This window comes from uncultured Clostridium sp. (assembly GCF_947039605.1).
Lineage (GTDB): Bacteria > Bacillota > Clostridia > Clostridiales > Clostridiaceae > Sarcina.
On sequence record NZ_CAMQZG010000009.1, the window covers coordinates 12,945 to 36,777 of the forward strand.

Sequence of the window (23,833 nt, forward strand, 5' to 3'; positions counted from 1 at the left end):
AAAACACCTACATTATCTTTAGAATAGAATTTAAAACGGCTGCAAGTATTGGTATTGCAAGAACTAATATTAATATTTTTGCTGCAAATTCTACTTTTGATGCTAAAATACCAGAACCTGAATCCTTGCATAATTCAATACAAAATGAAGCTATATAGGATATTCCTATTATTTTCATAATAATTTCTATATAGACAATATCTACTCCAGCCTTTGTTGCCATATCTCTAACAAATATAATAATCTCTTGAAGCTGTGGCACCATAAATATAAACACAGCAATTCCTGCTGCAAGAACAAGACCAAATGCAACTGCACTTTTACTTTCTTTAAGAATGATATAAAAGAAAAGTGCTACAAATACAAAGCTAACTACTTTAATTATTTCCATAGTCACCACCTACATAAAAAACATTGTTTTTACTGAGTTAAATAAATTGCTTATAAGTCCAATTACCATTGTTAATATTATTATTATCCCTGTTAAATTTATTAAAGTTGCTATCTCACCCTTTCCACTTGAAGATAATACCTTATCTAAAATTACAAGCATTATGCCAACTCCACCAAGTTTAAAAATTAAATCTAAATCCAAAATTATTTCCCCCTATCCTAAGTAATATTTAAATTAAAAAAATAGCTATCATTACTCCAATACCGATACCTAGAGTTTTATACATTTTGCAATTTGTTCTATAATCTTTTTCTGCTGAATCTATAACTCTATCTAACTTGTCCTTAGCTAATAAAAATATTTGCCCTTGTCCTGTTATATCTGTATCTCCTAACGATTTTGACAAATCAAGAATTATAGTGAAATCTTCCTTTGTCATAGCCATTTCATTTTTTTGATTATTTAGCGAATATCTAAATGCAGAATTTACATTGTCTATATCACCTCGTATAAGAAGTTCTGACACTTCTGCGAATAAATTACTTACTACACCATTTGATTTATTAGAAATCCCTGCTAGAACGTCTGGAAGCGGTCTATAACTATAAAGTATTTCATTTTCCATATCTATAAGACTTCTCATAAGCTCTGATAATTCTAAATATCTTTTTTTAAACTCTTCTCCATATAAATATCCAATGAAGCTACATAATATTACTATCAAAACTAGTACAATTATTTTAAACATTTTTTCCTCCTAGCTAGACATCATAAACTTCCTCTATATGTCCTGCACCATCTCTAGCACTAAGCAAGATTACTTTTTCTATAAGTTTCTGGTTTAGAATATCTCTAAAAATATCCCTTTTATATAAATCTTCTATGTTATTTCCATGAAGAGTACATATAACATTAACTCCTGAGTTGTAGGCCATAATTATACCTTCAATGTCTTTGCTGCTTCCTATTTCATCACAAATAATTACATCTGGAGACATTGTTCTTATTGCCATCATAAGACCTTCTCCTTTTAAACAGTTATCATATATATCTGTTCTTTCACCAACATCCATCTGTGCTACACCTCTATAACATGATGCAATCTCACTTCGTTCATCAATAATCACAACTCGCTTCCCATTTAAAGCAAGTGGTTTGTATCCATTGGATATATTTCTACTTATATCTCTTAAAAGAGTTGTTTTCCCACATCTTGGTGGAGATATTATAAGTGTATTTTTAATATTTTTTCCTGAAATTATATATTTCATTATTTTATCTGAACATCCTATTATCTCTCTTGCTACTCTTATGTTAAGTGAACTTATATGTTTTATTGTCTTTATTGTATTATTTTGTATTATACATTGTCCTGCAAGCCCTACTCTATGCCCCCCTTCTATTGTTATGTATCCTTGTCTTATCTCTTCTTCAACCGCATATAATGAATAATTACTTATCTTTTGAATTATTATTTTAATATCTTCATTTGTTACAACATAAGGTTTTACAACTTCTTGCCCTTTAACTATTATCCTAAGTTTTTTTCCTATACTAAGTCTTATTTCTTCTATACTAGCTTTTTCTTTTAGCTCCATAACGCTATTTGATATCCCTTTTGGTAAAAGTCTTAGAATTTTATCCATTTCCTCCCTCCTTTCACCTCTTTAAATTAATACTACTTTACATAAAAAAATATTCCTTTAAATAAAAAAAACTCTACAAAAAATTATGTAGAGTTTAAAAATAAAAAAAGGACATCGATTTCGATATCCTTTTTTTCTAATTTATTTGATTTGTACAATATGGACATGAAATTTTTTCTTTGTTTTTAAGAACTGAATTTTCAACATATATTGGCTTCTCACAACTTTGACATTTAACCTCTACATAATCGTCATCCTCTTCTTCTAAATCTTCTAAAGTTACTTCTTCAAAAAGTTCCTCTTGAACATCTGATAGGTCATCATTTATTAATGATACATCCTCTGTAACACTTTCTAAATTAACTGCCATTCCTTCTATAGTATCAAATAATCCATCTACAAGATCCAAAAGTTTACGATTAAACTCATTATTCAAATCTTTATTATCATCTAATATAAGCTTTAAATTAGTTAAGTCTTCACGAATATTTTCCATTTTATACACTTCCTTATATTAAATATGCTAAGTTCAAAAGAACTTAGCATTATCTTTTTGTTATTTTATTCTTTCCATGTATTCACCAGTTCTAGTATCAACTCTAATAACATCACCTTGTTCGATGAACATTGGTACCATTGAAGTTGCTCCTGTCTCAAGAATAGCTGGTCTTAAAGCATTATTTGCTGAATTACCTTTTACTGCTGGATCACATTGTGTAATTTCTAACTCAACAAAGTTTGGTGCTTCAACTGAGAACGCATCACCTTTGTAGAATTTAATTATTGCTGACATGTTTTCTTTTAAGTATTTGATTGCTGTTTCAACTTTTTCATAGTTAAGTGGGATTTGCTCATAAGTCTCATTGTCCATGAAGTAGTATAGCTCTCCATCTGAATAAAGATATTGCATTTCCTTTCTTTCTATTACAGCTTCTTGTAACTTATCTGTTGGGTTGAAAGTTCTATCAACTGCCCCACCTGCGATAACGTTTCTCATTTTAGTTCTTACGAATGCTGCACCTTTACCTGGTTTAACATGTAAAAACTCTATTACTGTAAATACTTGTCCCTCAATCTCAAAAGTTGTTCCTTTTCTTATATCACCTGCTGATATCATATTGAATATCCCTCCAAAATCTATAAATTCATTTATAGTATAACCTTTATATTATGATTAATACAAAAACTTATATGTAGTAATAAATTATACTATAAATAACTTTGATAATAATTCCTGCCTTATGCAAAGCAACAATCTTAATTCTATCAAATAGTAATTCTAAATGCAATTATTTTAAGAAATATTATATTATCTTTCTATATAATCACATTATTGTATTTATTAAGCACATAAGTTAAATTAAACCTTATAAAATTTTACTATCTTTATTATATCATTATCTGAACATAATTCTACCTCATAATCATAATATTCTATGCACATATTTCCATAACTTTTATTTTTTTTTGCTATAAACAATTTTTCTTCTAAATCATAGTAAATTTTAATATCAAACTCATTATATGGAAACTCTGAATATTGCTTTAAAAGTTCAGTTTCTGTTAAATTACTCAGCTCAATCTTTTCTTTAAATTTTGTTGTAGCCTTTCCGATATTTAGTTCATCATTTTTTTCATCAACATCTTTATTGCTACTAACATCTATAAATTTTTTCTTATCTACCTGTATCTCAAAAATCATAAGCCCTATAAATGCTAATAGTCCTAAAAATATGCTCAGTTGCAATACAACAAATCCTTTTTTATCTTTCATAAACACCTATATCCTTATATCCATTATCAAATATATATTCAATATAAAATATATTTTCATTCTGACTTATTTTTATATCCTCAATATTATGGTCTATCGTAATACTCTTATTCCAATGACCATTTTTATCAAACAACTTTACTATAAGTCCAGTTTCTAGTGCCTCAAGGCTATAAACTTCCTTACTTGTTTTACTCTTTCTTACCGAAATTCCCTCATCAGTTTTTATTCCTGTTGTTCCATCTGCCTCTATATATTTTTTTACGCTATCATTGATTTGTATAAAGGCTATTTTATTTTTTAGTGCTAATTTTTCTTCATTATAATTTTTAAAAAGAAATAATCCTATATTCATTATTGGTATCATTAAAATACCCACTAAACTTATATAAATTACAACTTCTAAAATAAGATGACCTTTCTTCTTTACTCTAACTCTATACATTTAAATTTATTTACCTCTATCTCATAATTTTCTTTATATATCCTTATATTGATATACCCATCTAGCTCATTGAACTCTGAAAAATCTATATAAAACCCATTTAATTCTCCAAGTTTTTCCTCTATAAAATCAATGTTTATATAATTTTTTATCTCATTAGAAGTTAAACCAAGTCCACGAATTTCCTTTAAATTATAAATTTCATCAAATGATACATTTCTATCTAATTCTTTTTCAATTGCATATAAAATACTATATGTCTTCTTTTTCTCCATAGATTTTTTATTTACATTCATTGCTGTGTTAAAACTGCTCCAAACACAAATAAGCATTATGCTTGCAACTGCAAATCCAATAATTAATTCTAAAAGTAAGTATCCTTTTTTCTTTTTATATATGCATTTTCTTGCAGGTTGTACAACTTTCAATAATATATACCTCTTCCTCTCTTCCTTTTAACTTTAATTTAAAACTTTTAGTAATCTCACCATTATTTATCATAAACTGTTTATCTATCAGCTCATCTAGAGCAATTTCAAGACTACTAACTTTTACTCTCTCACCACTTGATTTATTATAAAGTTGATTTTTTGTAATACCTATTTGCTTAACTAAATTTTTATTACTTGAATCTATACATTCAAGTATTATAAATTGTTTAACACTCTCAATTTCTCTCTCATAGGCAATTTCTCTTTGTTTTTGTTTATAATATGATATACTTCCCATAAATATTAAAGAAACTACTGATAAAAGTGCTAGATACACAACAGTTTCTATAAGTGTGACTCCCTTTTTAGACATAGTGCATGTACTCATACATTGGAACAAAAATTGCGAGCATTAAAAGTAAAACCATAAACCCTAAAAAACATATACTTATAGGCTCTATCTTTGAAACATAAGCTTTTAACTTCTTTGAAAAATTACTCTCTAAAATATTTAATAGTTTCGTTATCGTAGAATCTAGCTTTCCACTATTCTCCCCACTTAATATAAAACTTTTACTAACTTCTGAAATAACATCTATCTCCTCAATTGCATAATAAATATCCTTTCCATTTCTAAGTGATATTAAAATTGAATTTATATATTCTCTAGTATAATTTTCTGTTATAGAATGCGATAATTTATCTAATGCATAAACTATTGGTATTCCACTCTCTAAAACCAGTTTTAATATTCCTATAAGATTAATTTCTTTATATCTTTTTCTAATAGTAAACCTTGAAAAAACATCTCTTCCATTTAACTTTTTCTTTATTAATAATCCTATTAAAAATATTATCAATAAGAATATTGCTGTAACTATATAAATATTGTTTTCCATAAAAAATCCATTAACAGAAATCAAAAAACTTGTTATACCCGACATCTTTACATCTAGACTTTCATACATAGAAACTATATTTGGTAGAACTATATCTAAAAATAAAATAAAAACTATAAACATTGCAATAAATATAAATTGTGGATACATAAGTGCTTGTCTTACTTCATTTCTAAGTTTTAATTTCTTTTCAAAATGCAAAGTCATGTTATAAAGAACTTTTTCTATCCGCCCACTTTGCTCTGCTACAAAAAGCATATCTGCAAAAACAGAAGTATATAAGTCTTCCTCTTCTAGAAAAGCACTAGCAATGCTTTCCCCCTCATTTATTCTTTTAGCTACTCTTTGTATAGATAATTTATAATCATTTTTTGTAAGCCCAGTATTTATAAGCTCTAATGCTCTAACAAAATTTATCCCAGCAGATATATAAGTCTCCAAACTTGATGATATATACACTATACTCTCATAATCTAGCCTTGGTTTTCTTTTATACTTAATCACTTAAATCCTCACTTTCTTTAAATAAAATATAATCTTCAAAAGTTATTTTTCCATCTAACAAAAGTCTTCTAAGTGACTTTATAATTTGCTTTCCCCAAGGAACCTCACCTTTTTTATATTTAGTTAAATCAATCACCTCCGCAACAACAGTTCTCCTTGAATATCCTGTCCCATTACACATAGGGCAACCTATATTTCTATACAAAATGCGCTGCTTTCCATCAATCTCATACCTATGTTCTTCCTTACATTCATCACACAAAACTTTTATAAGTCTTTGTGTAATAATCCCTACAAGTGCCTCATCTAAAAGATACTTATCAACCCCCATATTTAAAAGTCTATAATACACTTCATTTCCAGTTGATGTATGAATAGTCGATAAAACTTTATGCCCTGTTATAGCTGACCTTGTTGCCATTTTTGCAGTCTGCTCATCCCTTATTTCACCAACTAATATAACATCAGGGTCTTGTCTTAAAATATATTTAAGTGCCTTATGAAAATTAAAACCTACTCGCTCATTTACATTGCTTTGAGTTATATTTTCAAGGTCAAATTCAACAGGATCTTCGACTGTACAAATATTAAGCTTATTTTTATCAAGTTTATTCAAACAAGCATATAAAGTTGTAGACTTTCCAGAGCCTGTTGGTCCATTTACTATAATCATCCCTTTTTTAAGTTGTAATAATCTATTAACTGTTTCTAACTGCTCGTCATCAAAGTTAAGCTTCTCTATTCTATTTAAACTTTCATCTTTATAAAGAATTCTTAAAACTATTTTTTCTCCATTTGTTGTAGGAATGCTTGATACCCTCACATCATAAACCTCTGATACTAATTTTACAGACATTTTCCCATCCTGTGGTTCAAGTCTATTTGCTATATCCATAGAAGCTAGTACCTTTATTCTATTTATAATTGAGTGATACTCCTCTTTAGATAATCTATTTATAAATACAAGATCCCCATTCACTCTATATCTAATATTCGCATAATATTTCTCTGGCTCTATATGTATATCACTACTTCCCTTATCTATTGCACTCTCAATTAATTTATCTAGTTCTTTTTCCACATAATTATCATTCATAAGAAATTTATCTCTATCGTCATTATATTCCTTTAACATTGTTGCTATTTTTCTTTTATCAATTTCCTTAAAAGCAACTTCTCTTGAAAAGACTAAATTTAAATATAATTTTTTATCTACTGTAACCTTATCTGTAAAAGCTATTAAGGTATCACTCTCATCTCTACCTATAACTAAATTAAGTTTATTTGCCATTGTTTTTGGAATTCTTCTCATTGACTTAGAATCTACTATTTCTCTTGTAATACTCATCTTATCCACTCCCCTTTAATAAGAGTATTGACAAGCTATTTTATTTTAAACAAAAAAGTGGATAAATAAGTAAAAAACTTATTTATCCACTATCATATACATTCCATCTTGATTTTTTATTAAATTAGTCGTATCTTCCTTAATATCATAATAATACACTTTACCATTTATATCTGAAAAGTAAACTCGACCATTCTCAGCGAGAAGTCTACTCTCTCTACCTAAACTTTTAGGAAAATCAAAAGTTAATCTTTTTAGCTTCGTACTCTCTAAATCAATTGAATATAAATTTAAATCCCCATTTTCCAAAGCATTTATATAAACTTTATCTTCATATAAAATAGCATCTTCTACATAAGAAAATTCACTACTTATAAGCTGCATATCCTTAGTTAATATATCTAATATATATACCTGTGAACTACTTTCACTTACCTCTATCATAAAGACTTTACTCTCAGATATAGCTTCTATAGAACTCATATACATCCCTACCATTTCTTTGACTAAAGTATACTTTCCACTTTTAATATCATACGTAAATACTCCATACTTATTATTATTTATATCAACACCATATAAAATAATTGTATCATTACCAATAAACTTTATAAGTTCCCCTGACACTAAAATATCCTCTGGTAAAACAACTGTTTTCTTAGTTTTATTATCTACAAGATTTAATTTAATAATATTATTTCTATCAGAAGTTTTATATAAAGTATATTCTCCATTTTCACTTATATATACAAAATCTAAATTTCCATCAATTTTAATATTCATGCTATCATCTGCAAATATTATGTTAAGGTAATTCTCCTCTTCTTTCTGTTCTAAAAAAGCCATAATATCCAGCTTGTCATTATAAGCCCTTAAATTCCCCTTAGCACTTATATCAGTTTTTTCAAACCTTCCATCATTTAAATATCCATATATTTCACTGCCATCTTTAATATCTATAACTAAATTATCTAAAATATCTATTTTATTTATTGTTTTTTTCTCTTCAACTTCTTTCTTTGAACATCCATACAAACTAATAGCCCCCAAAGAAATAAGTATCCCCATTATCTTATAACTTCTTTTCAATTTCATCCCTCTCTACAAACAAATATTTTCTCTTATACTTTTAATATTTTTATTATATCATTTTCCTATAAAATTTCGTTAAACAAATAAATAACTTAATATATTTTTCAGAATTCAGTTAAATATTTTGCTTATTTCCATTAATCGCTATTTTAATTCCATTATATTTGCTTAAATGTTATACTTATTTAAAGCTAATAAAGCTAATAAACCCAAGAAAGGACTGATTTTATGGCTTTAGATGGTATATTTATGTATAATCTAACAAATGAACTAAAAGAGAGCTTAATAGGAGCTAAAATAGATAAAATAAATCAACCTGAAAAGGATGAAATTATACTAACTATTAGAGGTAAAGAAAATAGAAAACTTCTTATCTCATCAAGTGCAACTTATCCTAGGCTTCACTTTACTAAAATAGCAAAACCAAACCCTTTAAAGGCAGCTACTTTCTGTATGCTTATGAGAAAGTACCTTTGTGGTGGTAGAATACTTGAAATTAATCAACTTGATTTAGATAGAGTCGTTACATTTAAAGTAGAAACTAACGATGAACTTGGCTATGAGAGTGTATATAATCTTATAATAGAAATAATGGGAAGACATAGTAATATATCTCTTGTAAGAGAGAGAGATGGTAAGGTTATGGAATCTATAAAACACCTTAACGCAAGTCAAAATAGTTATAGAGTTTTATATCCTGGTGTCGATTATATCTACCCACCTGCTTCAACTAAATTAAATATATTCGATTTTACTTTTGAGCAGCTTATAAACTTCTTTAAAGAGAATCCTCTTGATTTTAATGATAGATTCTTCTCAGGACTATTAACTGGATTTGGACGTGGTTATTCAAAAGAACTTTATGAAAGATATTTAAGAACTGTTGATAGTGAACTTGTTTTAAACCTTTTATTTGATTTCCTTAATAAAGAAAAAGAATATCTACTAAAGGATAATAAATATATAATTTTTTCAAAAGATGGCATTATCAAAGATTTTTATTGTAAAGACCTTGAAACATATTCTGACCATGAAAAAGAAGAAGTTAATTCATTAAGTGAACTTTTAGAAGATTTCTATTCTAAAAAAGATAAACAAGATAGACTTATATCTAAGAGCGTTAATATCCAAAGACTAGTTCATACAAATGTAGAACGTTGTCTTAAAAAAATCAGAATTCTGGAAAATACATTAAAGGATTGTGATAAAAAAGATGAACTTAAAATTAAAGGAGAACTTTTAACTTCTTATATTTATAGTTTCAAAAAAGGTGATAAAGATGTAACTGTATTAAATTATTACAATGCAGATGAAGAGGAATACATGACTATCCCTCTTGATATAAACAAAACACCTTCTGATAATGTTCAAAAGTTATTTAAAAGATATTCTAAATTAAAAACTGCTGAAATAGAAGCTCTTCGTCAATTAGAACTTGCACAAAATGAGCTTAATTATCTATACTCTGTATCAACAAACTTATCAAATGTTGATAACTACTCTGAAATAGATGAAATTAAAAATGAACTTATTCATTCAGGATATATAAGATTTAGAAGTAATCCTAAAGGAAAGAAGAAAAAAGAAAAGACTTCTAAGCCTATACACTTTAAATCATCAACAGGACTTGATATATATGTTGGTAAAAATAATATACAAAATGATTTATTGACATTAAAAAGTTCAGACAAACGATACACTTGGCTTCATACAAAAGAAATTCCAGGTTCTCATGTAGTTATTGCTTCATTTGAAGTTGATGATGAAACTCTTTTAGAAGCTGCAACACTTGCTGCTTTTTACAGCAAAGGTAGTGGTGGTACAAAAGTACCAGTTGATTATACATTAATCAAAAATATCAAAAAACCATCAGGAGCAAAACCTGGTATGGTTATATATTCAACAAATAAAACTATATATATTGACCCACCAAAAGTTATAGAAACAGAAAGAGTAAGCGATTAAGCTTACTCTTTTCTTATATATATTATTTTTGTTGATCAAAATACTGATAGTAGTAACAAAGAAGTCTACCATTGTAAAGTTTTCTATTTTTATCAGCTTTTAAATCAATAAGTTTTTCAAATCCTTGGTATGCTGTGATAACATTTATATCCCAACCTCTAAGTTGATTTATTATTTTACCAAGATTATTATTGATTACCTCAACCTCTTCATGCTCTCCTAAACGTTCTCCATAAGGTGGGTTACTTATTATAACTCCATGTTTTTGAGATACTGAAAATTCTGCTATATCTCTTCTTTGAAGTTCTATACACTCATCTACCCCAGCTTTAATCATATTACGTCTAGCTGTTTTTAGAACTCTACCATCTATATCGTATCCTATAATTTTCATTGGATTTTTCTTTATAGATTTTCTAGCTCCATCTCTAACTTGATCCCATATATCTTTATCTATAATAGGCCATGTTTCACTTACAAACTTTCTTTGAAGTCCTGGTGCAATATTATTAGCTATCATAGCAGCTTCTATAAGTATTGTTCCTGAACCACATGTTGGGTCTATAAGTATTTTTTCTGAATCCCACTTTGATAATAAAACAAGTGATGCTGCAAGAGTTTCTTTAAGTGGAGCTCCACCTGAATTCTCTCTATATCCTCTTTTATGAAGTCCTTCACCTGAAGTATCTATTGTCAGAGTAACAACATCCTTTAATATTCCAACTTCAATTTTATAAACTGGGCCATCCTCATCAAACCATTCTTTATCATGGTGCTTTTGCATACTTTTAACAACAGCTTTTTTAACTATTGATTGACAGTCTGGAACACTATAAAGTTTTGATTTAATTGACTTTCCTGTGATATGCATTTTACCATTTACAGGTACATACTGTGACCAGTCTATTTCCACAGTTCTATTAAATAACTCTTCAAAACTTTCTGCTTTAAACTCAGCTGCATTAATTAAAACTCTATCTGCTGTTCTAAGCCACATATTTGCGATAGCAATATCCATTTCATCTCCCTCGAAGTGAACTCTACCATTCTCTATTCTTAAATCTTCGTATCCTAAAGCTTTTAATTCTTTAGCTGCTATTGCCTCTATACCAAATGTTGTCGTTGCTATTAAATTATAATCCATGTTTCCATCTCCTCTTAATGTTCATATATCTTAACAGAGTCATCTCCATCAATTTCTTCTATCTCAACCTTAACTATTTCTTCTCTTGCTGTTGGAATATTCTTCCCAACAAAATCAGCTCTTATAGGTAACTCTTTATGACCTCTATCTACAAGTACTGCAAGTTCTATAACCTCTGGTCTTCCATTATCTATTAAAGCATCAATTGCAGCTCTAACAGTTCTACATGTATATAATACATCATCTACTAAAATTACTTTTTTACCTTCAATTTGTATATTCAAATCTGAATCTTTAACTTCTGGTGTGTCATTTGCATTTGTAAGATCATCTCTATATAAAGTTATGTCTAAACTAGCTACTGGTATTTTTACATTCTCAATACTCTCAATAATCTCGCTAAGTCTTTCTGCTAAAGGATAACCTCTTCTTTTTATACCTACAAGTATAATATTTTCAGTTCCTTTATTTTTCTCAATTATTTCATGAGAAATTCTAACAAGAGTTCTTCTTATAGCACTCTTATCTAAAAGCATTGCCTTAATCTTCATAACTTCCTCCAAACTTTCTTATTAACTCCTTAAAGTATACAGGTAATTTTGAGTCAAATTCAACATATTTTTTTGTTCTTGGGTGAATAAACCCTAAACTCTTAGCATGTAGTGCTTGCCCTGTCTTAACTAATTTCTGTCTTTTAAGACCATAAACCGTATCACCTAAAAGTGGATGGCTTATAAATGCCATATGAACTCTTATTTGATGTGTTCTTCCTGTTTCAAGATTACACTTTACAAGTGAACACGAATTATAAACTTCAATTGTTTTATAATGTGTTACAGCTCTTTTTCCACCTTCAACTACAGCATATTTTAATCTCTCTTTTGAATGTCTAGCAAGAGGTGCATCAACTGTACCTTCTTCTTTTCCCATTCTACCCTCTAATATAGCAAAATATTCTCTTTTTATGCTATGTTCTTTGAATTGTCTAGCAAGATCATTATGGGCATTATCATTTTTAGCAACAACAATTACCCCTGATGTATCTTTATCAATTCTATGTACAATACCTGGTCTAGCTACTCCATTTATACCTGATAAGTCTTTGCAATGATGTAGTAATGCATTAACTAGAGTTCCTGTATAGTTACCTACTGCAGGGTGGACAACCATTCCTTTAGCCTTATTAACTACAATTAAATCTTCATCTTCATAAATTATTTCTAAAGGTATATCTTCTGCTTCTACTTTTAATTCTTCTACTTCTGGAATAGAAATTAAAACTTTTTCTCCACTTACTAACTTTTGTTTAGCCTTAGCTACTTTATCATTAATAAGTACGTTTCCCTTATCAAATAGTCCTTTAATGAAATTTCTTGAAATGTCAGTTAAAACCTCTGATAAATACTTATCAGCTCTTACACCATTTCCTGATTCATCTACTATGATTTCTTTTGCTTCCATATTCATTTTCTCCTATGCTTTTTTATTATAAATAAAAATCTCACCTCTATGACAACAAGAAGTGAGATTTTATTAAATTAGTTCTCTGCAAAATAACTTTTAATTTCCTTCATATCATCATCCATCATAATATCATCATTGACATCATTAATTTCTTTAATCTCAACAGTTTCAGGCATATAATTACTTACTTCTATCCCTTTTTCTTCTACTATTTCAACTTCTGGTTTAGTAACATTAAAGTTTTTTACAAAATCCTTTTCCAAATCTCCAAATGTTTCCATTTGGAAATTCATGAAGTTTCTAAACTTAGCTCTAAACTTAATAAACTCTTGCTTAATTACATCATAATCTTCATTTATTTGTAAAACATCATTATGTGCTTTATCTAATATTTTTTGAGCTGTATCATTAGCTTTTCTAATAATTCTATCAGCTTCTTCTTGTGATGTTTTTCTTGATTGTTCTGCTGTTTCTTGTGCAAGAATTAAAGTATTCTGAATAGTATTTTCGATCTGTGTATGATGTTCTATCTTCTCATTTGCAGTATCTAGTTTCTCTTTAAGCTTTGTATTTTCTTTATATAAAGCCTCATACTCTTCTACGATCCTGTCTAAGAACTCATCTACTTCTTCTTGTGCATAACCTCTTATTGCTTTTTTAAATTCTTTATTATTTATTTCCATCGGTGTTAATTTCATATTCTACAAATCCCCCCTAAGCATACTTTAAAACTGTAATTTTTAATCTACCACTTTTAGTAGTACCAAGAGTTTCCTTTACTTTAAATTTTCCTATTTTTCTAATTGTTATTCTAACGTCATCTTCTACCTCATAACTTTTATCAGTTACCTGTGCATAATCTACTAATACTAGACCTTTAGAAATTAAGTCACATGCTTTACTTCTAGATATATTAGCAAGTTCTGATACAATAGAATCTAATCTTTTAGAAGCTACATTAATAACTTCTTCTTTATACTCTACCTTTGGAATCTCACTAAAATCATCTACAACTTTACAATCACAACTTAACTTTTTTATCTTATGTAAATTAGCGATTATAAAAATTGCAATTTTTTCATCAGTTGCTAAATAACAAACATCATCACCTTTTAAAATGACATCTCCTATTTTCTCTCTTTTTATCCCAAGAGCCATAATAGACCCTAAATAATCCTTATGCTCAAGTTTTGAAAACTTAGTATTACACTTTATCTCCAAAAGTTTAATAGGATAATCAGACCAGTCTGACTTATTAAAAGCTATGATTCTTCTATCACAGTCCTCAAATATACCATCTGACTCCACAGTTAGATTTTTACCTGTTAATTTCTCTAATGGTTTCCAGATAGCAGGTGGATAAAAATCTTCAGTAAACAAAGATATTCCTCTACTGTTTGCTCTTTCATATATGTTATATAGTTTTAATATATCAAAATCTGTTTTATTATTAAAAATATTGAAAAACTGTTCTTTATTCAACGCTACTTCCAGTTAAACATGCCTTTTGAACTAAGCTCTGTTTTAAGCTCATTTGTAACTTGAACATTTGATGGTGATACAACATATACTCTTGTTTCTATATCATCAAGATTACCATCAAGAGCATAAGCTGCTCCACTTACGAAATCTAATAATCTTCTCGCTACTTTTGTTTCAAGTGCACTTGTATTAATTATAACTATATTTCTATTTCTAAGAGCTGTACATATATCTACTGAATCATCATATTTTGTAGGTCTTGTTATAACTACCTTAGCATCAGATGCTGCATGTATGCTAACAAGTTTACTATTATTACTATTTGGTGTACTCGTTTGTACTGGTTGTTGTGTTGTTCTTGTTACTGGCTCATAATTATGTTCTTCTTCTTCAACAAAATCATCTTCTTCAAAATCTTCTTCTGGATCAAAACCTAAAAAACCTTTAACTTTTTCAAAAACTGCCATAAATAAATCCTCCTAAATATCACTTAAATTTTACTATAATCCCTCGCACCAAAAATACCTTCTCCAACTCTAACCATGTTGCTGCCTTCCTCTATTGCTACTTCATAATCATGTGTCATCCCCATAGATAGAACTTCCATACAAGTATTTTTATATTTTTTTTGTTTAATTTCATCAAATATTTCTTTTGTTTTTCTAAAATATTTTCTGTTCTCATCATCATTTCCTTTTGGAAGTATGACCATTATTCCTTTAATATTTATATTATTACAATTTTCTATAATTTCAATTATATCATAAATATCCTCTTCTAAAACACCATATTTTTGTGTTTCTCTACCTATGTTAAGTTGAATTAATCCATTTGCAACAATATTTTCTTTTTTATATCTTTTTTCAATTTCCTTAATTAAAGAAATGCTATCTATCGAATGAATTAGATGTACCTTTCCTACAATATACTTGACCTTGTTTTTCTGTAAGTTTCCAATAAGATGCCATCTAACATCCTTATGAAAGTTTTCGTACTTTACAGATATTTCTTGAACTTTATTTTCCCCAAAATCTCTTATTCCACAATTATATGCAACTTCAAGATCTTCAAGTGGCTTAGTTTTAGAAACTGCTATAAGTTTCACATCTTCTGGTACCTTACTCTGAACCTCGTCTATATTACTTTTAATGTCCATGTCTAATTCACTCCTCTCTATACTATTTTATACTATTATTCAAATTTTTCAAAGTTTATTTACATTATTAATTTATATTGTTAAATTAATTTTTTGAATAATTAAGTTTTCCTATATAAGGAGGCATTTCAATTTTATCTAAAACTGTTATTTCAGCTTGTATTCCTCTATTCATAAGTCTTTTAAGAGTTCCTTCTTCTGATAGTAAACTTGCATTTAACATGTCCTTATCTCCAATTATTTTTACATAAAAAGGTGCAGGCACTCGTACATAATTCACCTTTAAAAATTGACCACCACAAACAACTGAAGTATTATTAATAATTCTTTTACCATTAATAGCTATAGCCTCTGCCCCTGCTATCTTAATATCATTTAAAAGTTCACTCATATCATTATCATGTATTGTTCTTTGTTGAACAAGAAAACTATCTTGTTCATCTACTTTTGTCCCTACACCATCCTCTAACTTTAAAATAACCCCCTCACCCTCTATCTTTGTAACGCCTAATAAATTCTCATTATTTAATAGTTCTTCTTCTAACATATCTATCTCACTAGTTTCTGTGTCAAAATTATTATATTCTTTAAATTTCTTAGATAATTCATCTGACTCTTTTTTCAATCTATTGATATCAGATAATAAACTCGTTCTCTTTTCATAAGCATCTTGATATTCCTGAATACTTATTTGTTTTTCTCTTTCTCCAGATATACCTAAATTTATAGAAAATAATATTCCTAAAATAATTGCTGCAATAAATAAAAAAAAATTTATCTCTCTATTATTCATTTATTCCCTCTTCCTTGCTTTATCTAGCAGAACTCTTCTTATAATCGCAAAGTTTTCAAATATTCTTCTTCCAAAAACTATTACTGCCGCAAAATGAAGTGGTATACCAAGTTTTTCTCCAATATATACAAGTATAGCTGCAAGCACCGCATTTCCAAGAAATCCACTTATAAATATATCTGTCTTGAAGTTTTTTGAAAACATAGCCCTAACTGCTCCAAATACCGAATCAAGTGCTGCAAGTATAGCTATAGAAACATATGGTGAGAATTTATCTGGTATATGCCCTGGTGAAATCATTCCTAAAATTATTCCTATTAATAATCCTGTAAAAACTACCATAGCTCCCCCTTACTCTTTTTCATCAGACTTTTTTAAATAATCTGATGAAAGTGCTACATTACTTTTTTCTATTTTCAAATTTTTAAGTTCCTCAATTTTCACATCATAATTTATTAAATCACCAAACTCTAGTTGTCTTGGAAATATTATTCCTTGCTTTAAGCTATTTATATTTCCAATAGCTTTTACCTCAATTGGTTTTAGAGCAGAAATTCTTCCCTCATCTCCAATCCAAATAAAATTACTAGCATCTTTTATACCTGTTTGTTGAGTTATTCTATACCCATTTATAGAAATTGCCTGTGCACCTGAAAAATTTATAAGATTTACTAAATGTGTAAGTTCATGTTCTTTTATCAAATTAGGATTTTGTCCTATCACAAGAGGTGACTTTAATGTTAATGTTACTGTAATCCCTTCACCTTGAACATCTTCTTGTCCTAAAATCATTCTTGTTTTATCTAAACTTTCCTTTATTGATTTATCAACATCTCCCTCTACAACAGCTTTTTTTTCTATTTCATCAAGCTTATCTGATAAAACCTTATTCTTTGTAGCTAATTCTTCTTTTTCACTATTCAAATTATCAATTTCTAATAATATTTCTTCTTTATCACTGCTATTTAAACCACTTGAATTTTTGTTATCTATACTTTTCAATTGATAAACTATCATAAACCCAAGTGCTGCACAAACTATTCCAATAGATATTTCTGAAGATATTTTTTTCATAATTCCCCCTCTTGCCAAAACTCTCTTTACTAACTTTTATTCCCCTTGTAACTCGACATTTGACCTATTTTCAACTTCTGTTGTTTCTAGCACTTCTAATCCCTCTCCCTCTATCTGTGTTGGCATTTCCTCTACTTCTGTAACTTGTCCATTATCTAAAGTTGGCGCATCTTCTTTTTTGTCTTTAGCATTATTTTTTATAACTGGTTGACTAGGCACGCTTATATCTATATACCCATCAACTAAATTAACTTTATTTGAATTTAATATTTCCATAGCAATCTTATATTTTTCATCAAGTTCGCTAATCTCACCTAAAATAATTTCAACATCATTTTTATATATACTAACATCATTTTTATCAGATAAATCTATCTTACTAAATATGCTATCCTTATTTTTATCTATTAAATTCTGTGCAAGTTCATATGCCACTCTTGAAATCTCATCACTTAAAGTAATTCTTTCTCCAATTGTTATTGAATCAATCTTAATACCTTTAACTTCAACTAAAGATAAATTTTCATCACTATCTACAATATCCATAATATAAAGTTCATTATTTAGTATATAAACTTTTTCATCTAACTTCATTTTATAGAACATCTTTCTCTCAGTTACTTTTACATCTATCCCATTTGGAATTGTTCGTTTAACATCTGCTGTTTGTATGTACGGATTTTCTAAAATTTTTCTTTTAACTTCATTTGTGTCCAATAAAAATATATTTTTTCCAAGAACAAATTTATTATTTAATACTCCCTCTTTTTTAATCATTTTATTGCCGCTTATTTTTACTAATTTCACCTCAAACATAGGTGCTTTAAAAATAGTAATCACTCCACTAACTAAAAATAATAATGTTATAAATGCTATTTTTTTTCTTTTTCTAGCTCTATCTTGTTTTTTAAAATAAGCATTAACTTTACCACTTACTTTTCTATTCTTCATTTTCTTCATGCTTTTCCCCTTAACATAATAAGTATAAGTAAATAATATCATTTTAAATTGCACTTTTCATTACTTTTTTGTGAAATTTTGTTATATTTAATAATCTTAACGTATATTTTTCATTCATTTTTTAAAAATTATTCTACATTAACTATAATTTAATAAAAAAAATAAAAACCACACGCAATAAACTTTACATTTATTAAGTGTGGTTTTTAAATTTATGCTCTTTTTTCACATTGACGAGATATATTAAGTAAAATCCCCATTGCAAATAAATTAATTACAAGTGCTGTTCCTCCATAACTTATAAATGGAAGTGGTACCCCCGTAACTGGCATTGAACCAGTTACAACAGCTATATTTATTATAGCTTGTATAGCAATTATAGATGTTATTCCAAGTGCTAAAAGCGTTCCATAAACATCCTTTGCTGTAACAGAGATTATTATCCCTCTATAGATAAATATAAGAAATAGTACTATAACAAAAACACATCCTATAAGCCCAAGTTCTTCTCCTATTATAGAGAATATAAAATCATTATGTGGTTCTGGCATATACATAGTTTTCTGTCTTGACTCCCCAAGACCAAGCCCAACTACTCCTCCCGAGCCTAATGCATAAAATGATTGAATAACTTGATATCCTTTTCCTGCTGCATCTTTCCATGGATCTACAAAGTTAAATACTCTTGCTATTCTAAATGGCTCAAGGGCAATAGCCCCTATTAATACAGGTATTGCTGATGAGAATATCAAAAGCATATGTTTAATTTTTGCACCAGCTGCAAAAATTAATATAATACCTGATACTCCTGTTACAATTGCAATACTAAGACTTTTTTGAGCAACTATCATACCTGCAAAGAATACTATTCCTAATAAAACAGGAAGTACTCCTTTTCTAAAACTTTTAATTTTTATTCCCATTCTTGAAAGTTCAACTGCTGCAAATAAAACTACTGCATATTTAACAAACTCTGATGGCTGAACTGTAATTGGTCCAAACTTTAACCATCTTGTAGCACCATATGCTGAATGTGTAATTCCAGGAATCTTTAATATTGTTATACCTATTGCAATAAAAGATACTATCAAACCAAGTCTTGCAAATTTTCTATATTTTTTATAGTCTATACGTGAAATTAATACCATTCCACAAAACCCTATAAATCCAAAGCCAGCTTGCCTAATAAAGAAATACATACTATTATCTTCGCTTATTATCGCCTTATAAAAACTTGCACTATATACCATTATTATCCCAAAGGATAATAAAACTATTATTGTTGCAAATAAGATAAAATCGAAATTATCGTATTTATCTTTTTTGAATAACCCCTTAAAAACCTTCATCAATTCTCCTCCCTAAATATACCCTTTTCACCCTTTAAGTTATATTGATAAGAACCCTATAAAGCAAAGAATTACTGTTATGATAGAGAATACTGAAACTATTTTTGTTTCACTCCAACCATTATGTTCAAAATGGTGGTGTATTGGCGCCATCTTAAATATTCTTTTCTTTCTAAGTTTGTATGAACCTACTTGTAAAATAACTGATACTGTTTCAAGCACATATATTCCACCTATTATAGCAAGTAAAATAGGCATTTTTAATAACAATGCTACTGTTGCAACTGCTCCTCCAAGTGCTAAAGACCCTGTATCCCCCATGAATACTCTAGCTGGGAAAGCGTTGAATTTAAGGAACCCAAGAAGTGCCCCTGCAAGTGCAACGCAGAATATTGCAAGACTCATATGTCCTGTATTATAACTTACTATAGCAAGGAATGTCCCTACTAAAACTGTTATTGAAGTTGCAAGACCATCTAAGCCATCTGTAAGGTTAACTGCATTACTTGCCCCTAAGAAGTAAACTATAACGAATGGTATATAAACCCATCCAAGATTTAAATCAAAACTTGTAAATGGAATATCTATAGTTGTTCCTACAGTTTTGCTTGCATAATAAGCTAATGCACCTGAGACAATTAATAAAAGAATCATTTTTTGCCAAGCTCTAAGCCCTAAATTATTTCTGTGTATTATCTTAAGCATATCATCTAAGAATCCAACTATACCAAATCCTATAAATGCTGCTACAACTGCAAATATTTCTGTCATATTTTTACTATCAGTAGCTAATCCAACTCCTATAGTTACTATGCTTGTTGCAATTATAAAGATTATTCCACCCATTGTTGGTGTCCCTGCTTTTTTTAAGTGACTTTGTGGTCCATCTTCTCTGATATTCTGTCCAAATTTAAATTTGTGTAAAGTTGGAATAAATATTGGTCCTATTATAACCGAAATTATAAATCCTAATATTAATGCCGTAAGTATTTTTCCATCTATTAAATTACTAATCATTCCCATGCTTTTACTGCTACCTAAGCGTATTAGGTAACGTCACCTCCTAATATGTTCTTTAAATTAATGCTTTTGTTATCTCTTCAAACTTTAACCCTCTTGAAGCCTTAATTAATACTATATCATCTTTTTGGATATAATTCTTTAATTCTTCTATTAAAATTTGTTTATCTTCATATAAATTACAACCTTCTTCAAAACCTTCTTTTATAAACTGTGCAAATTCACCAAAAACAAATATTTTCTCAAGTCCTTTTTCTTTTGCATAAGCTCCTATTTCTCTATGAGCACGTTCTGACTCAGTTCCAAGTTCTCTCATGGTCCCAAGTGCTGCAATTTTTTTTGCTCCATTTAATGAAACTAAAAGATCTATTGCTGATTTAACTGAATCAGGGCTTGAATTATAACAATCATCTAAAACTTTAAATCCATCTGCATCTTTTAAATCAAGTCGCATTGATGTTACTTCTATATTTTCTATTCCATCTTGCATTTCCTCAATAGATACAAAAAGTTCCCTTGCAACACAGTAAGCAAGCATAAAGTTTCCTACATTGTGCTTTCCTGGCATAGATAGATTAAAACTTTTTCTTAACTTCCCGTCTACTATATCAAATGTTGAACTTAATTTGTTTAATTCAATATTTTCAGCCTTTGGATCTAGCTCTTTATTAAGTCCAGTTCTTATTAATTTATACTCATTTTTTTCAACTGTTTTTAACATATCATCATCAGCATTAATTATAAGAGTATTTTCTTTTATAAAGAAATCAACTATCTCCATCTTTGCTTTTAATATATTATCTCTTGTTTTTAAATTTTCTATATGCGATAACCCAACATTTGTGATAACCGCAATCTCTGGTTTAGCAATTTGTGCAAGGAAGCTTATTTCCTTTAAATCACTCATACCCATTTCAAGTATTGCTATATCATATGTGCTATCAAGTTCTAAAATCATTAATGGAAGTCCAATATGATTATTAAAGTTCCCTTTTGTTTTAAATACTTTATATTTAGTACTTAACACAGATGACATTATATCCTTTGTTGATGTCTTACCAGTTGACCCAGTAACTCCTACTACCTTTATTCCAAGCTTGTTTCTATAAAAACTAGCAAGATGTGCAAGTGCTTTTTCTCCATTTTCAACTTTAATTACACCTACATTTCCATCTATACTATCTATATCAAAAAGAACACTTTCAACTATTACTAGTGATGCACCTTTATCAATAGCAGCTTTAGCATAGTTATTAGCATCAAAATTCTCACCTTTTAATGCAACAAATATACTACCCTCTTCTATCTTTCTAGTATCTGTTGATACCATTTTTCCAAGATAAGCTTTTGGTTTTTTTATTTCTTCTCCATTAACAGCTTTTAAAATCTCTTCAAAGTTTAACTCTAACATATAGAACTCTCCTTTATTTATCTAATATTTCGTAAACTACTTTTCTTTCATCAAAATCGATTGTTTTATCTTTTAAAATTTGGTATGTTTCATGTCCCTTACCAGCAATTAAAATTACATCACCTTTTCTAGCTATAGTCATAGCTCTCTTTATAGCATCATATCTACTTTCTATAACTTCAAAATTTGTATTAATAAGTGGTTTAATTATATCTTCTATAATACTCATAGGTTCTTCTGATCTTGGATTATCTGATGTAATAACTGCAATATCTGATAAATCGCAAGCTATTTTCCCCATTTGAGGTCTTTTAACTTTATCTCTATCTCCACCACACCCTACAACAGTAATTATTTTCGCCTTAGCAAAACCTTGTATTGTTGAAAGTATATTTTCAAGGCCATCTGGTGTATGTGCATAATCTATTATTATGTTGTAATCAAGATTTCTTTCTTTTGCTACCATTTCACATCTACCCGGAATTATGATATTACTAATTCCTTCTTTTATAGACTTTACATCTATCTCTAATGCAAATGCCATAAGAATAGTTCCTATTGCATTGTGTATATTATACTCACCTGGAATATTGATACTAAATTCTTCAACAATGTTATTAAGTCTTAATTTAAATTCTGACCCATTTTCACTCATTTTAATCTCAAAAGCTTTGAATTCTGAATCTTTATTTATTGAGAATGTCATTTTTTTTGTATTAGTTTTATCTGCATCACTTGAAACTTGCATACCATACTCATCATCTAAATTGATAACTGATACTTTTGATCTTTCAAACATTTTAAATTTTGCATTATAATAATTTTCAAATGTTTTATGGAAATCTAAATGATCTCTTGTAAGATTTGTAAATATCCCAACTTCATATTCAACTCCATAAACTCTATCAAGGTCTAATGAGTGAGATGAAACTTCCATTATACAGTATTGTACTCCTTCATTTACCATTTGATTAAATAATTCTTGAAGCTCAAATGATTCTGGAGTTGTTCTCTGTGTTTCTATCTTTTTATCGCCAATATAATTTGCAATCGTTCCTATAAGTCCTACTTTATATCCTGCTTTTTCTAAAATTGCTTTCATTATAAATGCTGAAGTTGTCTTTCCATTTGTCCCTGTAACTCCAAGTACTTTTAACTTATCTGTTGGATTTCCAAAGAAATTAGAGGCTACTACTGCTAATGCTTTTCTTGTATCTTCGACTTTAATAACTGTAATTCCATCTATCTCAACATCATCTGAAACAATTATAGCACTTGCACCTTTTGCCTTAGCATCTTTCACAAAACTATGTCCATCAACCTTAAAACCTTTTATGCAAACAAATAAATCTCCATCACTAACTTTTCTATTATCATAGCGTACACTATCTATGATTATGTTATCATCACCTTGTATTACTTTATAATCTAAATTTTTTAATAATTCTTTTAAAAGCATGTCTTCACTCCTTAATTATTATG

The 23,833-nt window shown here is 28.6% G+C and carries 29 protein-coding genes; 1 reads left to right on the forward strand and 28 read right to left on the reverse strand.

What is annotated here, in order from left to right; genetic code table 11:
* Positions 1-7: 7 nt before the first annotated feature.
* From spoIIIAD to Q0V24_RS04835, 13 genes are all read right to left on the reverse strand, one after another.
* On the reverse strand, positions 8-391 hold the full coding sequence (gene spoIIIAD / locus Q0V24_RS04775; protein ID WP_297519097.1) for a stage III sporulation protein AD: 384 nt from the start codon (positions 389-391) through the stop codon (positions 8-10).
* Positions 392-400: 9 nt separating this feature from the next.
* The gene (gene spoIIIAC, locus Q0V24_RS04780) at positions 401-598 is read right to left on the reverse strand and encodes a stage III sporulation protein AC (RefSeq protein ID WP_297519242.1); all 198 of its coding nucleotides are present in this window, start codon (positions 596-598) and stop codon (positions 401-403) included.
* A gap of 25 nt (positions 599-623) precedes the next feature.
* Positions 624-1,142, reverse strand: coding sequence for a stage III sporulation protein SpoIIIAB (gene spoIIIAB / locus Q0V24_RS04785; protein WP_297519099.1), 519 nt, complete (start codon positions 1,140-1,142; stop codon positions 624-626).
* A 13-nt stretch (positions 1,143-1,155) separates the two neighbouring features.
* Positions 1,156-2,040, reverse strand: a complete 885-nt coding sequence (gene spoIIIAA / locus Q0V24_RS04790) for a stage III sporulation protein AA (RefSeq protein WP_297519101.1) — start codon at positions 2,038-2,040, stop codon at positions 1,156-1,158.
* Between the two features lie 136 nt (positions 2,041-2,176).
* Positions 2,177-2,536 carry a hypothetical protein gene (locus Q0V24_RS04795; protein WP_297519103.1) on the reverse strand — a complete coding sequence of 120 codons (360 nt, stop codon included), beginning with the start codon at positions 2,534-2,536 and terminating at the stop codon, positions 2,177-2,179.
* 60 nt (positions 2,537-2,596) lie between these two features.
* Entirely contained in the window at positions 2,597-3,157 is a 561-nt protein-coding gene (gene efp / locus Q0V24_RS04800) for an elongation factor P (RefSeq protein WP_297519105.1), read from the reverse strand.
* Between the two features lie 243 nt (positions 3,158-3,400).
* Positions 3,401-3,814: a hypothetical protein gene (locus Q0V24_RS04805; RefSeq protein ID WP_297519107.1), complete on the reverse strand. Its 414-nt coding sequence runs from the start codon at positions 3,812-3,814 to the stop codon at positions 3,401-3,403.
* Entirely contained in the window at positions 3,804-4,259 is a 456-nt protein-coding gene (locus tag Q0V24_RS04810) for a hypothetical protein (protein WP_297519109.1), read from the reverse strand. Before Q0V24_RS04810 ends, Q0V24_RS04805 begins: the two co-directional genes overlap by 11 nt.
* A complete protein-coding gene (locus Q0V24_RS04815; protein ID WP_297519111.1) occupies positions 4,241-4,687 on the reverse strand; it encodes a hypothetical protein in 447 nt (148 codons plus the stop codon). Before Q0V24_RS04815 ends, Q0V24_RS04810 begins: the two co-directional genes overlap by 19 nt.
* Complete coding sequence (locus Q0V24_RS04820; protein ID WP_297519113.1) at positions 4,650-5,063, reverse strand: Tfp pilus assembly protein FimT/FimU; 414 nt, start codon at positions 5,061-5,063, stop codon at positions 4,650-4,652. The genes Q0V24_RS04815 and Q0V24_RS04820 overlap by 38 nt, the downstream gene beginning before the upstream one ends.
* On the reverse strand, positions 5,056-6,093 hold the full coding sequence (locus Q0V24_RS04825) for a type II secretion system F family protein (RefSeq protein ID WP_297519115.1): 1,038 nt from the start codon (positions 6,091-6,093) through the stop codon (positions 5,056-5,058). Before Q0V24_RS04825 ends, Q0V24_RS04820 begins: the two co-directional genes overlap by 8 nt.
* Positions 6,086-7,441 carry a GspE/PulE family protein gene (locus Q0V24_RS04830; RefSeq protein WP_297519116.1) on the reverse strand — a complete coding sequence of 452 codons (1,356 nt, stop codon included), beginning with the start codon at positions 7,439-7,441 and terminating at the stop codon, positions 6,086-6,088. Before Q0V24_RS04830 ends, Q0V24_RS04825 begins: the two co-directional genes overlap by 8 nt.
* A 78-nt stretch (positions 7,442-7,519) precedes the next feature.
* Positions 7,520-8,530 carry a hypothetical protein gene (locus Q0V24_RS04835; RefSeq protein ID WP_297519119.1) on the reverse strand — a complete coding sequence of 337 codons (1,011 nt, stop codon included), beginning with the start codon at positions 8,528-8,530 and terminating at the stop codon, positions 7,520-7,522.
* A gap of 231 nt (positions 8,531-8,761) precedes the next feature.
* Between Q0V24_RS04835 and Q0V24_RS04840 the strand changes: the two genes are divergently transcribed.
* Positions 8,762-10,498 carry an NFACT RNA binding domain-containing protein gene (locus tag Q0V24_RS04840; protein WP_297519121.1) on the forward strand — a complete coding sequence of 579 codons (1,737 nt, stop codon included), beginning with the start codon at positions 8,762-8,764 and terminating at the stop codon, positions 10,496-10,498.
* Between the two features lie 22 nt (positions 10,499-10,520).
* Here Q0V24_RS04840 and Q0V24_RS04845 read toward each other — a convergent pair whose 3' ends face one another.
* The 15 genes from Q0V24_RS04845 to Q0V24_RS04915 all read right to left on the reverse strand — a co-directional run bounded on the left by Q0V24_RS04845 (position 10,521) and on the right by Q0V24_RS04915 (position 23,810).
* Positions 10,521-11,642, reverse strand: coding sequence for a class I SAM-dependent RNA methyltransferase (locus Q0V24_RS04845; protein WP_297519123.1), 1,122 nt, complete (start codon positions 11,640-11,642; stop codon positions 10,521-10,523).
* A gap of 14 nt (positions 11,643-11,656) precedes the next feature.
* The gene (pyrR, locus tag Q0V24_RS04850; protein ID WP_297519125.1) at positions 11,657-12,193 is read right to left on the reverse strand and encodes a bifunctional pyr operon transcriptional regulator/uracil phosphoribosyltransferase PyrR; all 537 of its coding nucleotides are present in this window, start codon (positions 12,191-12,193) and stop codon (positions 11,657-11,659) included.
* The gene (locus Q0V24_RS04855; protein WP_297519127.1) at positions 12,183-13,109 is read right to left on the reverse strand and encodes an RluA family pseudouridine synthase; all 927 of its coding nucleotides are present in this window, start codon (positions 13,107-13,109) and stop codon (positions 12,183-12,185) included. Before Q0V24_RS04855 ends, pyrR begins: the two co-directional genes overlap by 11 nt.
* Positions 13,110-13,180: 71 nt before the next feature.
* Positions 13,181-13,804: a DivIVA domain-containing protein gene (locus Q0V24_RS04860; protein ID WP_297519129.1), complete on the reverse strand. Its 624-nt coding sequence runs from the start codon at positions 13,802-13,804 to the stop codon at positions 13,181-13,183.
* Positions 13,805-13,820: 16 nt separating this feature from the next.
* A complete protein-coding gene (locus Q0V24_RS04865) occupies positions 13,821-14,588 on the reverse strand; it encodes a YlmH/Sll1252 family protein (RefSeq protein WP_297519131.1) in 768 nt (255 codons plus the stop codon).
* A 2-nt stretch (positions 14,589-14,590) separates the two neighbouring features.
* Positions 14,591-15,055, reverse strand: a complete 465-nt coding sequence (gene sepF / locus Q0V24_RS04870; RefSeq protein ID WP_297519134.1) for a cell division protein SepF — start codon at positions 15,053-15,055, stop codon at positions 14,591-14,593.
* Positions 15,056-15,078: 23 nt separating this feature from the next.
* Positions 15,079-15,744, reverse strand: coding sequence for a YggS family pyridoxal phosphate-dependent enzyme (locus Q0V24_RS04875; RefSeq protein ID WP_297519136.1), 666 nt, complete (start codon positions 15,742-15,744; stop codon positions 15,079-15,081).
* 85 nt (positions 15,745-15,829) lie between these two features.
* Positions 15,830-16,537, reverse strand: coding sequence for a DUF881 domain-containing protein (locus Q0V24_RS04880; protein ID WP_297519138.1), 708 nt, complete (start codon positions 16,535-16,537; stop codon positions 15,830-15,832).
* Positions 16,538-16,879, reverse strand: a complete 342-nt coding sequence (locus Q0V24_RS04885) for a small basic family protein (RefSeq protein ID WP_297519140.1) — start codon at positions 16,877-16,879, stop codon at positions 16,538-16,540.
* Between the two features lie 9 nt (positions 16,880-16,888).
* The gene (locus tag Q0V24_RS04890; protein WP_297519142.1) at positions 16,889-17,611 is read right to left on the reverse strand and encodes a DUF881 domain-containing protein; all 723 of its coding nucleotides are present in this window, start codon (positions 17,609-17,611) and stop codon (positions 16,889-16,891) included.
* A 36-nt stretch (positions 17,612-17,647) separates the two neighbouring features.
* Complete coding sequence (locus tag Q0V24_RS04895; protein WP_297519144.1) at positions 17,648-18,571, reverse strand: FtsQ-type POTRA domain-containing protein; 924 nt, start codon at positions 18,569-18,571, stop codon at positions 17,648-17,650.
* Positions 18,572-18,783: 212 nt separating this feature from the next.
* Positions 18,784-19,920, reverse strand: a complete 1,137-nt coding sequence (gene ftsW, locus Q0V24_RS04900) for a putative lipid II flippase FtsW (RefSeq protein WP_297519147.1) — start codon at positions 19,918-19,920, stop codon at positions 18,784-18,786.
* 39 nt (positions 19,921-19,959) lie between these two features.
* A complete protein-coding gene (mraY, locus tag Q0V24_RS04905) occupies positions 19,960-20,943 on the reverse strand; it encodes a phospho-N-acetylmuramoyl-pentapeptide-transferase (protein WP_297519149.1) in 984 nt (327 codons plus the stop codon).
* Between the two features lie 52 nt (positions 20,944-20,995).
* Entirely contained in the window at positions 20,996-22,351 is a 1,356-nt protein-coding gene (murF, locus tag Q0V24_RS04910; protein WP_297519151.1) for a UDP-N-acetylmuramoyl-tripeptide--D-alanyl-D-alanine ligase, read from the reverse strand.
* Between the two features lie 13 nt (positions 22,352-22,364).
* Positions 22,365-23,810 (reverse strand): UDP-N-acetylmuramoyl-L-alanyl-D-glutamate--2,6-diaminopimelate ligase, encoded by a 1,446-nt coding sequence (locus Q0V24_RS04915; RefSeq protein ID WP_297519153.1) that lies wholly within the window; start codon positions 23,808-23,810, stop codon positions 22,365-22,367.
* Positions 23,811-23,833: the final 23 nt, after the last annotated feature.

Bases quoted from the DNA above. Each gene is read 5' to 3' on its own strand.
- spoIIIAD (WP_297519097.1), bottom strand. From the start codon at position 391: ATGGAAATAATTAAAGTAGTTAGCTTTGTATTTGTAGCACTTTTCTTT.
- spoIIIAB (WP_297519099.1), bottom strand. From the start codon at position 1,142: ATGTTTAAAATAATTGTACTAGTTTTGATAGTAATATTATGTAGCTTC.
- spoIIIAA (WP_297519101.1), bottom strand. From the start codon at position 2,040: ATGGATAAAATTCTAAGACTTTTACCAAAAGGGATATCAAATAGCGTT.
- Q0V24_RS04795 (WP_297519103.1), bottom strand. From the start codon at position 2,536: ATGGAAAATATTCGTGAAGACTTAACTAATTTAAAGCTTATATTAGAT.
- efp (WP_297519105.1), bottom strand. From the start codon at position 3,157: ATGATATCAGCAGGTGATATAAGAAAAGGAACAACTTTTGAGATTGAG.
- Q0V24_RS04805 (WP_297519107.1), bottom strand. From the start codon at position 3,814: ATGAAAGATAAAAAAGGATTTGTTGTATTGCAACTGAGCATATTTTTA.
- Q0V24_RS04810 (WP_297519109.1), bottom strand. From the start codon at position 4,259: ATGTATAGAGTTAGAGTAAAGAAGAAAGGTCATCTTATTTTAGAAGTT.
- Q0V24_RS04820 (WP_297519113.1), bottom strand. From the start codon at position 5,063: ATGTCTAAAAAGGGAGTCACACTTATAGAAACTGTTGTGTATCTAGCA.
- Q0V24_RS04830 (WP_297519116.1), bottom strand. From the start codon at position 7,441: ATGAGTATTACAAGAGAAATAGTAGATTCTAAGTCAATGAGAAGAATT.
- Q0V24_RS04840 (WP_297519121.1), top strand. From the start codon at position 8,762: ATGGCTTTAGATGGTATATTTATGTATAATCTAACAAATGAACTAAAA.
- Q0V24_RS04845 (WP_297519123.1), bottom strand. From the start codon at position 11,642: ATGGATTATAATTTAATAGCAACGACAACATTTGGTATAGAGGCAATA.
- pyrR (WP_297519125.1), bottom strand. From the start codon at position 12,193: ATGAAGATTAAGGCAATGCTTTTAGATAAGAGTGCTATAAGAAGAACT.
- Q0V24_RS04855 (WP_297519127.1), bottom strand. From the start codon at position 13,109: ATGAATATGGAAGCAAAAGAAATCATAGTAGATGAATCAGGAAATGGT.
- Q0V24_RS04860 (WP_297519129.1), bottom strand. From the start codon at position 13,804: ATGAAATTAACACCGATGGAAATAAATAATAAAGAATTTAAAAAAGCA.
- sepF (WP_297519134.1), bottom strand. From the start codon at position 15,055: ATGGCAGTTTTTGAAAAAGTTAAAGGTTTTTTAGGTTTTGATCCAGAA.
- Q0V24_RS04875 (WP_297519136.1), bottom strand. From the start codon at position 15,744: ATGGACATTAAAAGTAATATAGACGAGGTTCAGAGTAAGGTACCAGAA.
- Q0V24_RS04880 (WP_297519138.1), bottom strand. From the start codon at position 16,537: ATGAATAATAGAGAGATAAATTTTTTTTTATTTATTGCAGCAATTATT.
- Q0V24_RS04885 (WP_297519140.1), bottom strand. From the start codon at position 16,879: ATGGTAGTTTTTACAGGATTATTAATAGGAATAATTTTAGGAATGATT.
- Q0V24_RS04890 (WP_297519142.1), bottom strand. From the start codon at position 17,611: ATGAAAAAAATATCTTCAGAAATATCTATTGGAATAGTTTGTGCAGCA.
- Q0V24_RS04895 (WP_297519144.1), bottom strand. From the start codon at position 18,571: ATGAAGAAAATGAAGAATAGAAAAGTAAGTGGTAAAGTTAATGCTTAT.
- ftsW (WP_297519147.1), bottom strand. From the start codon at position 19,920: ATGAAGGTTTTTAAGGGGTTATTCAAAAAAGATAAATACGATAATTTC.
- mraY (WP_297519149.1), bottom strand. From the start codon at position 20,943: ATGGGAATGATTAGTAATTTAATAGATGGAAAAATACTTACGGCATTA.
- murF (WP_297519151.1), bottom strand. From the start codon at position 22,351: ATGTTAGAGTTAAACTTTGAAGAGATTTTAAAAGCTGTTAATGGAGAA.
- Q0V24_RS04915 (WP_297519153.1), bottom strand. From the start codon at position 23,810: ATGCTTTTAAAAGAATTATTAAAAAATTTAGATTATAAAGTAATACAA.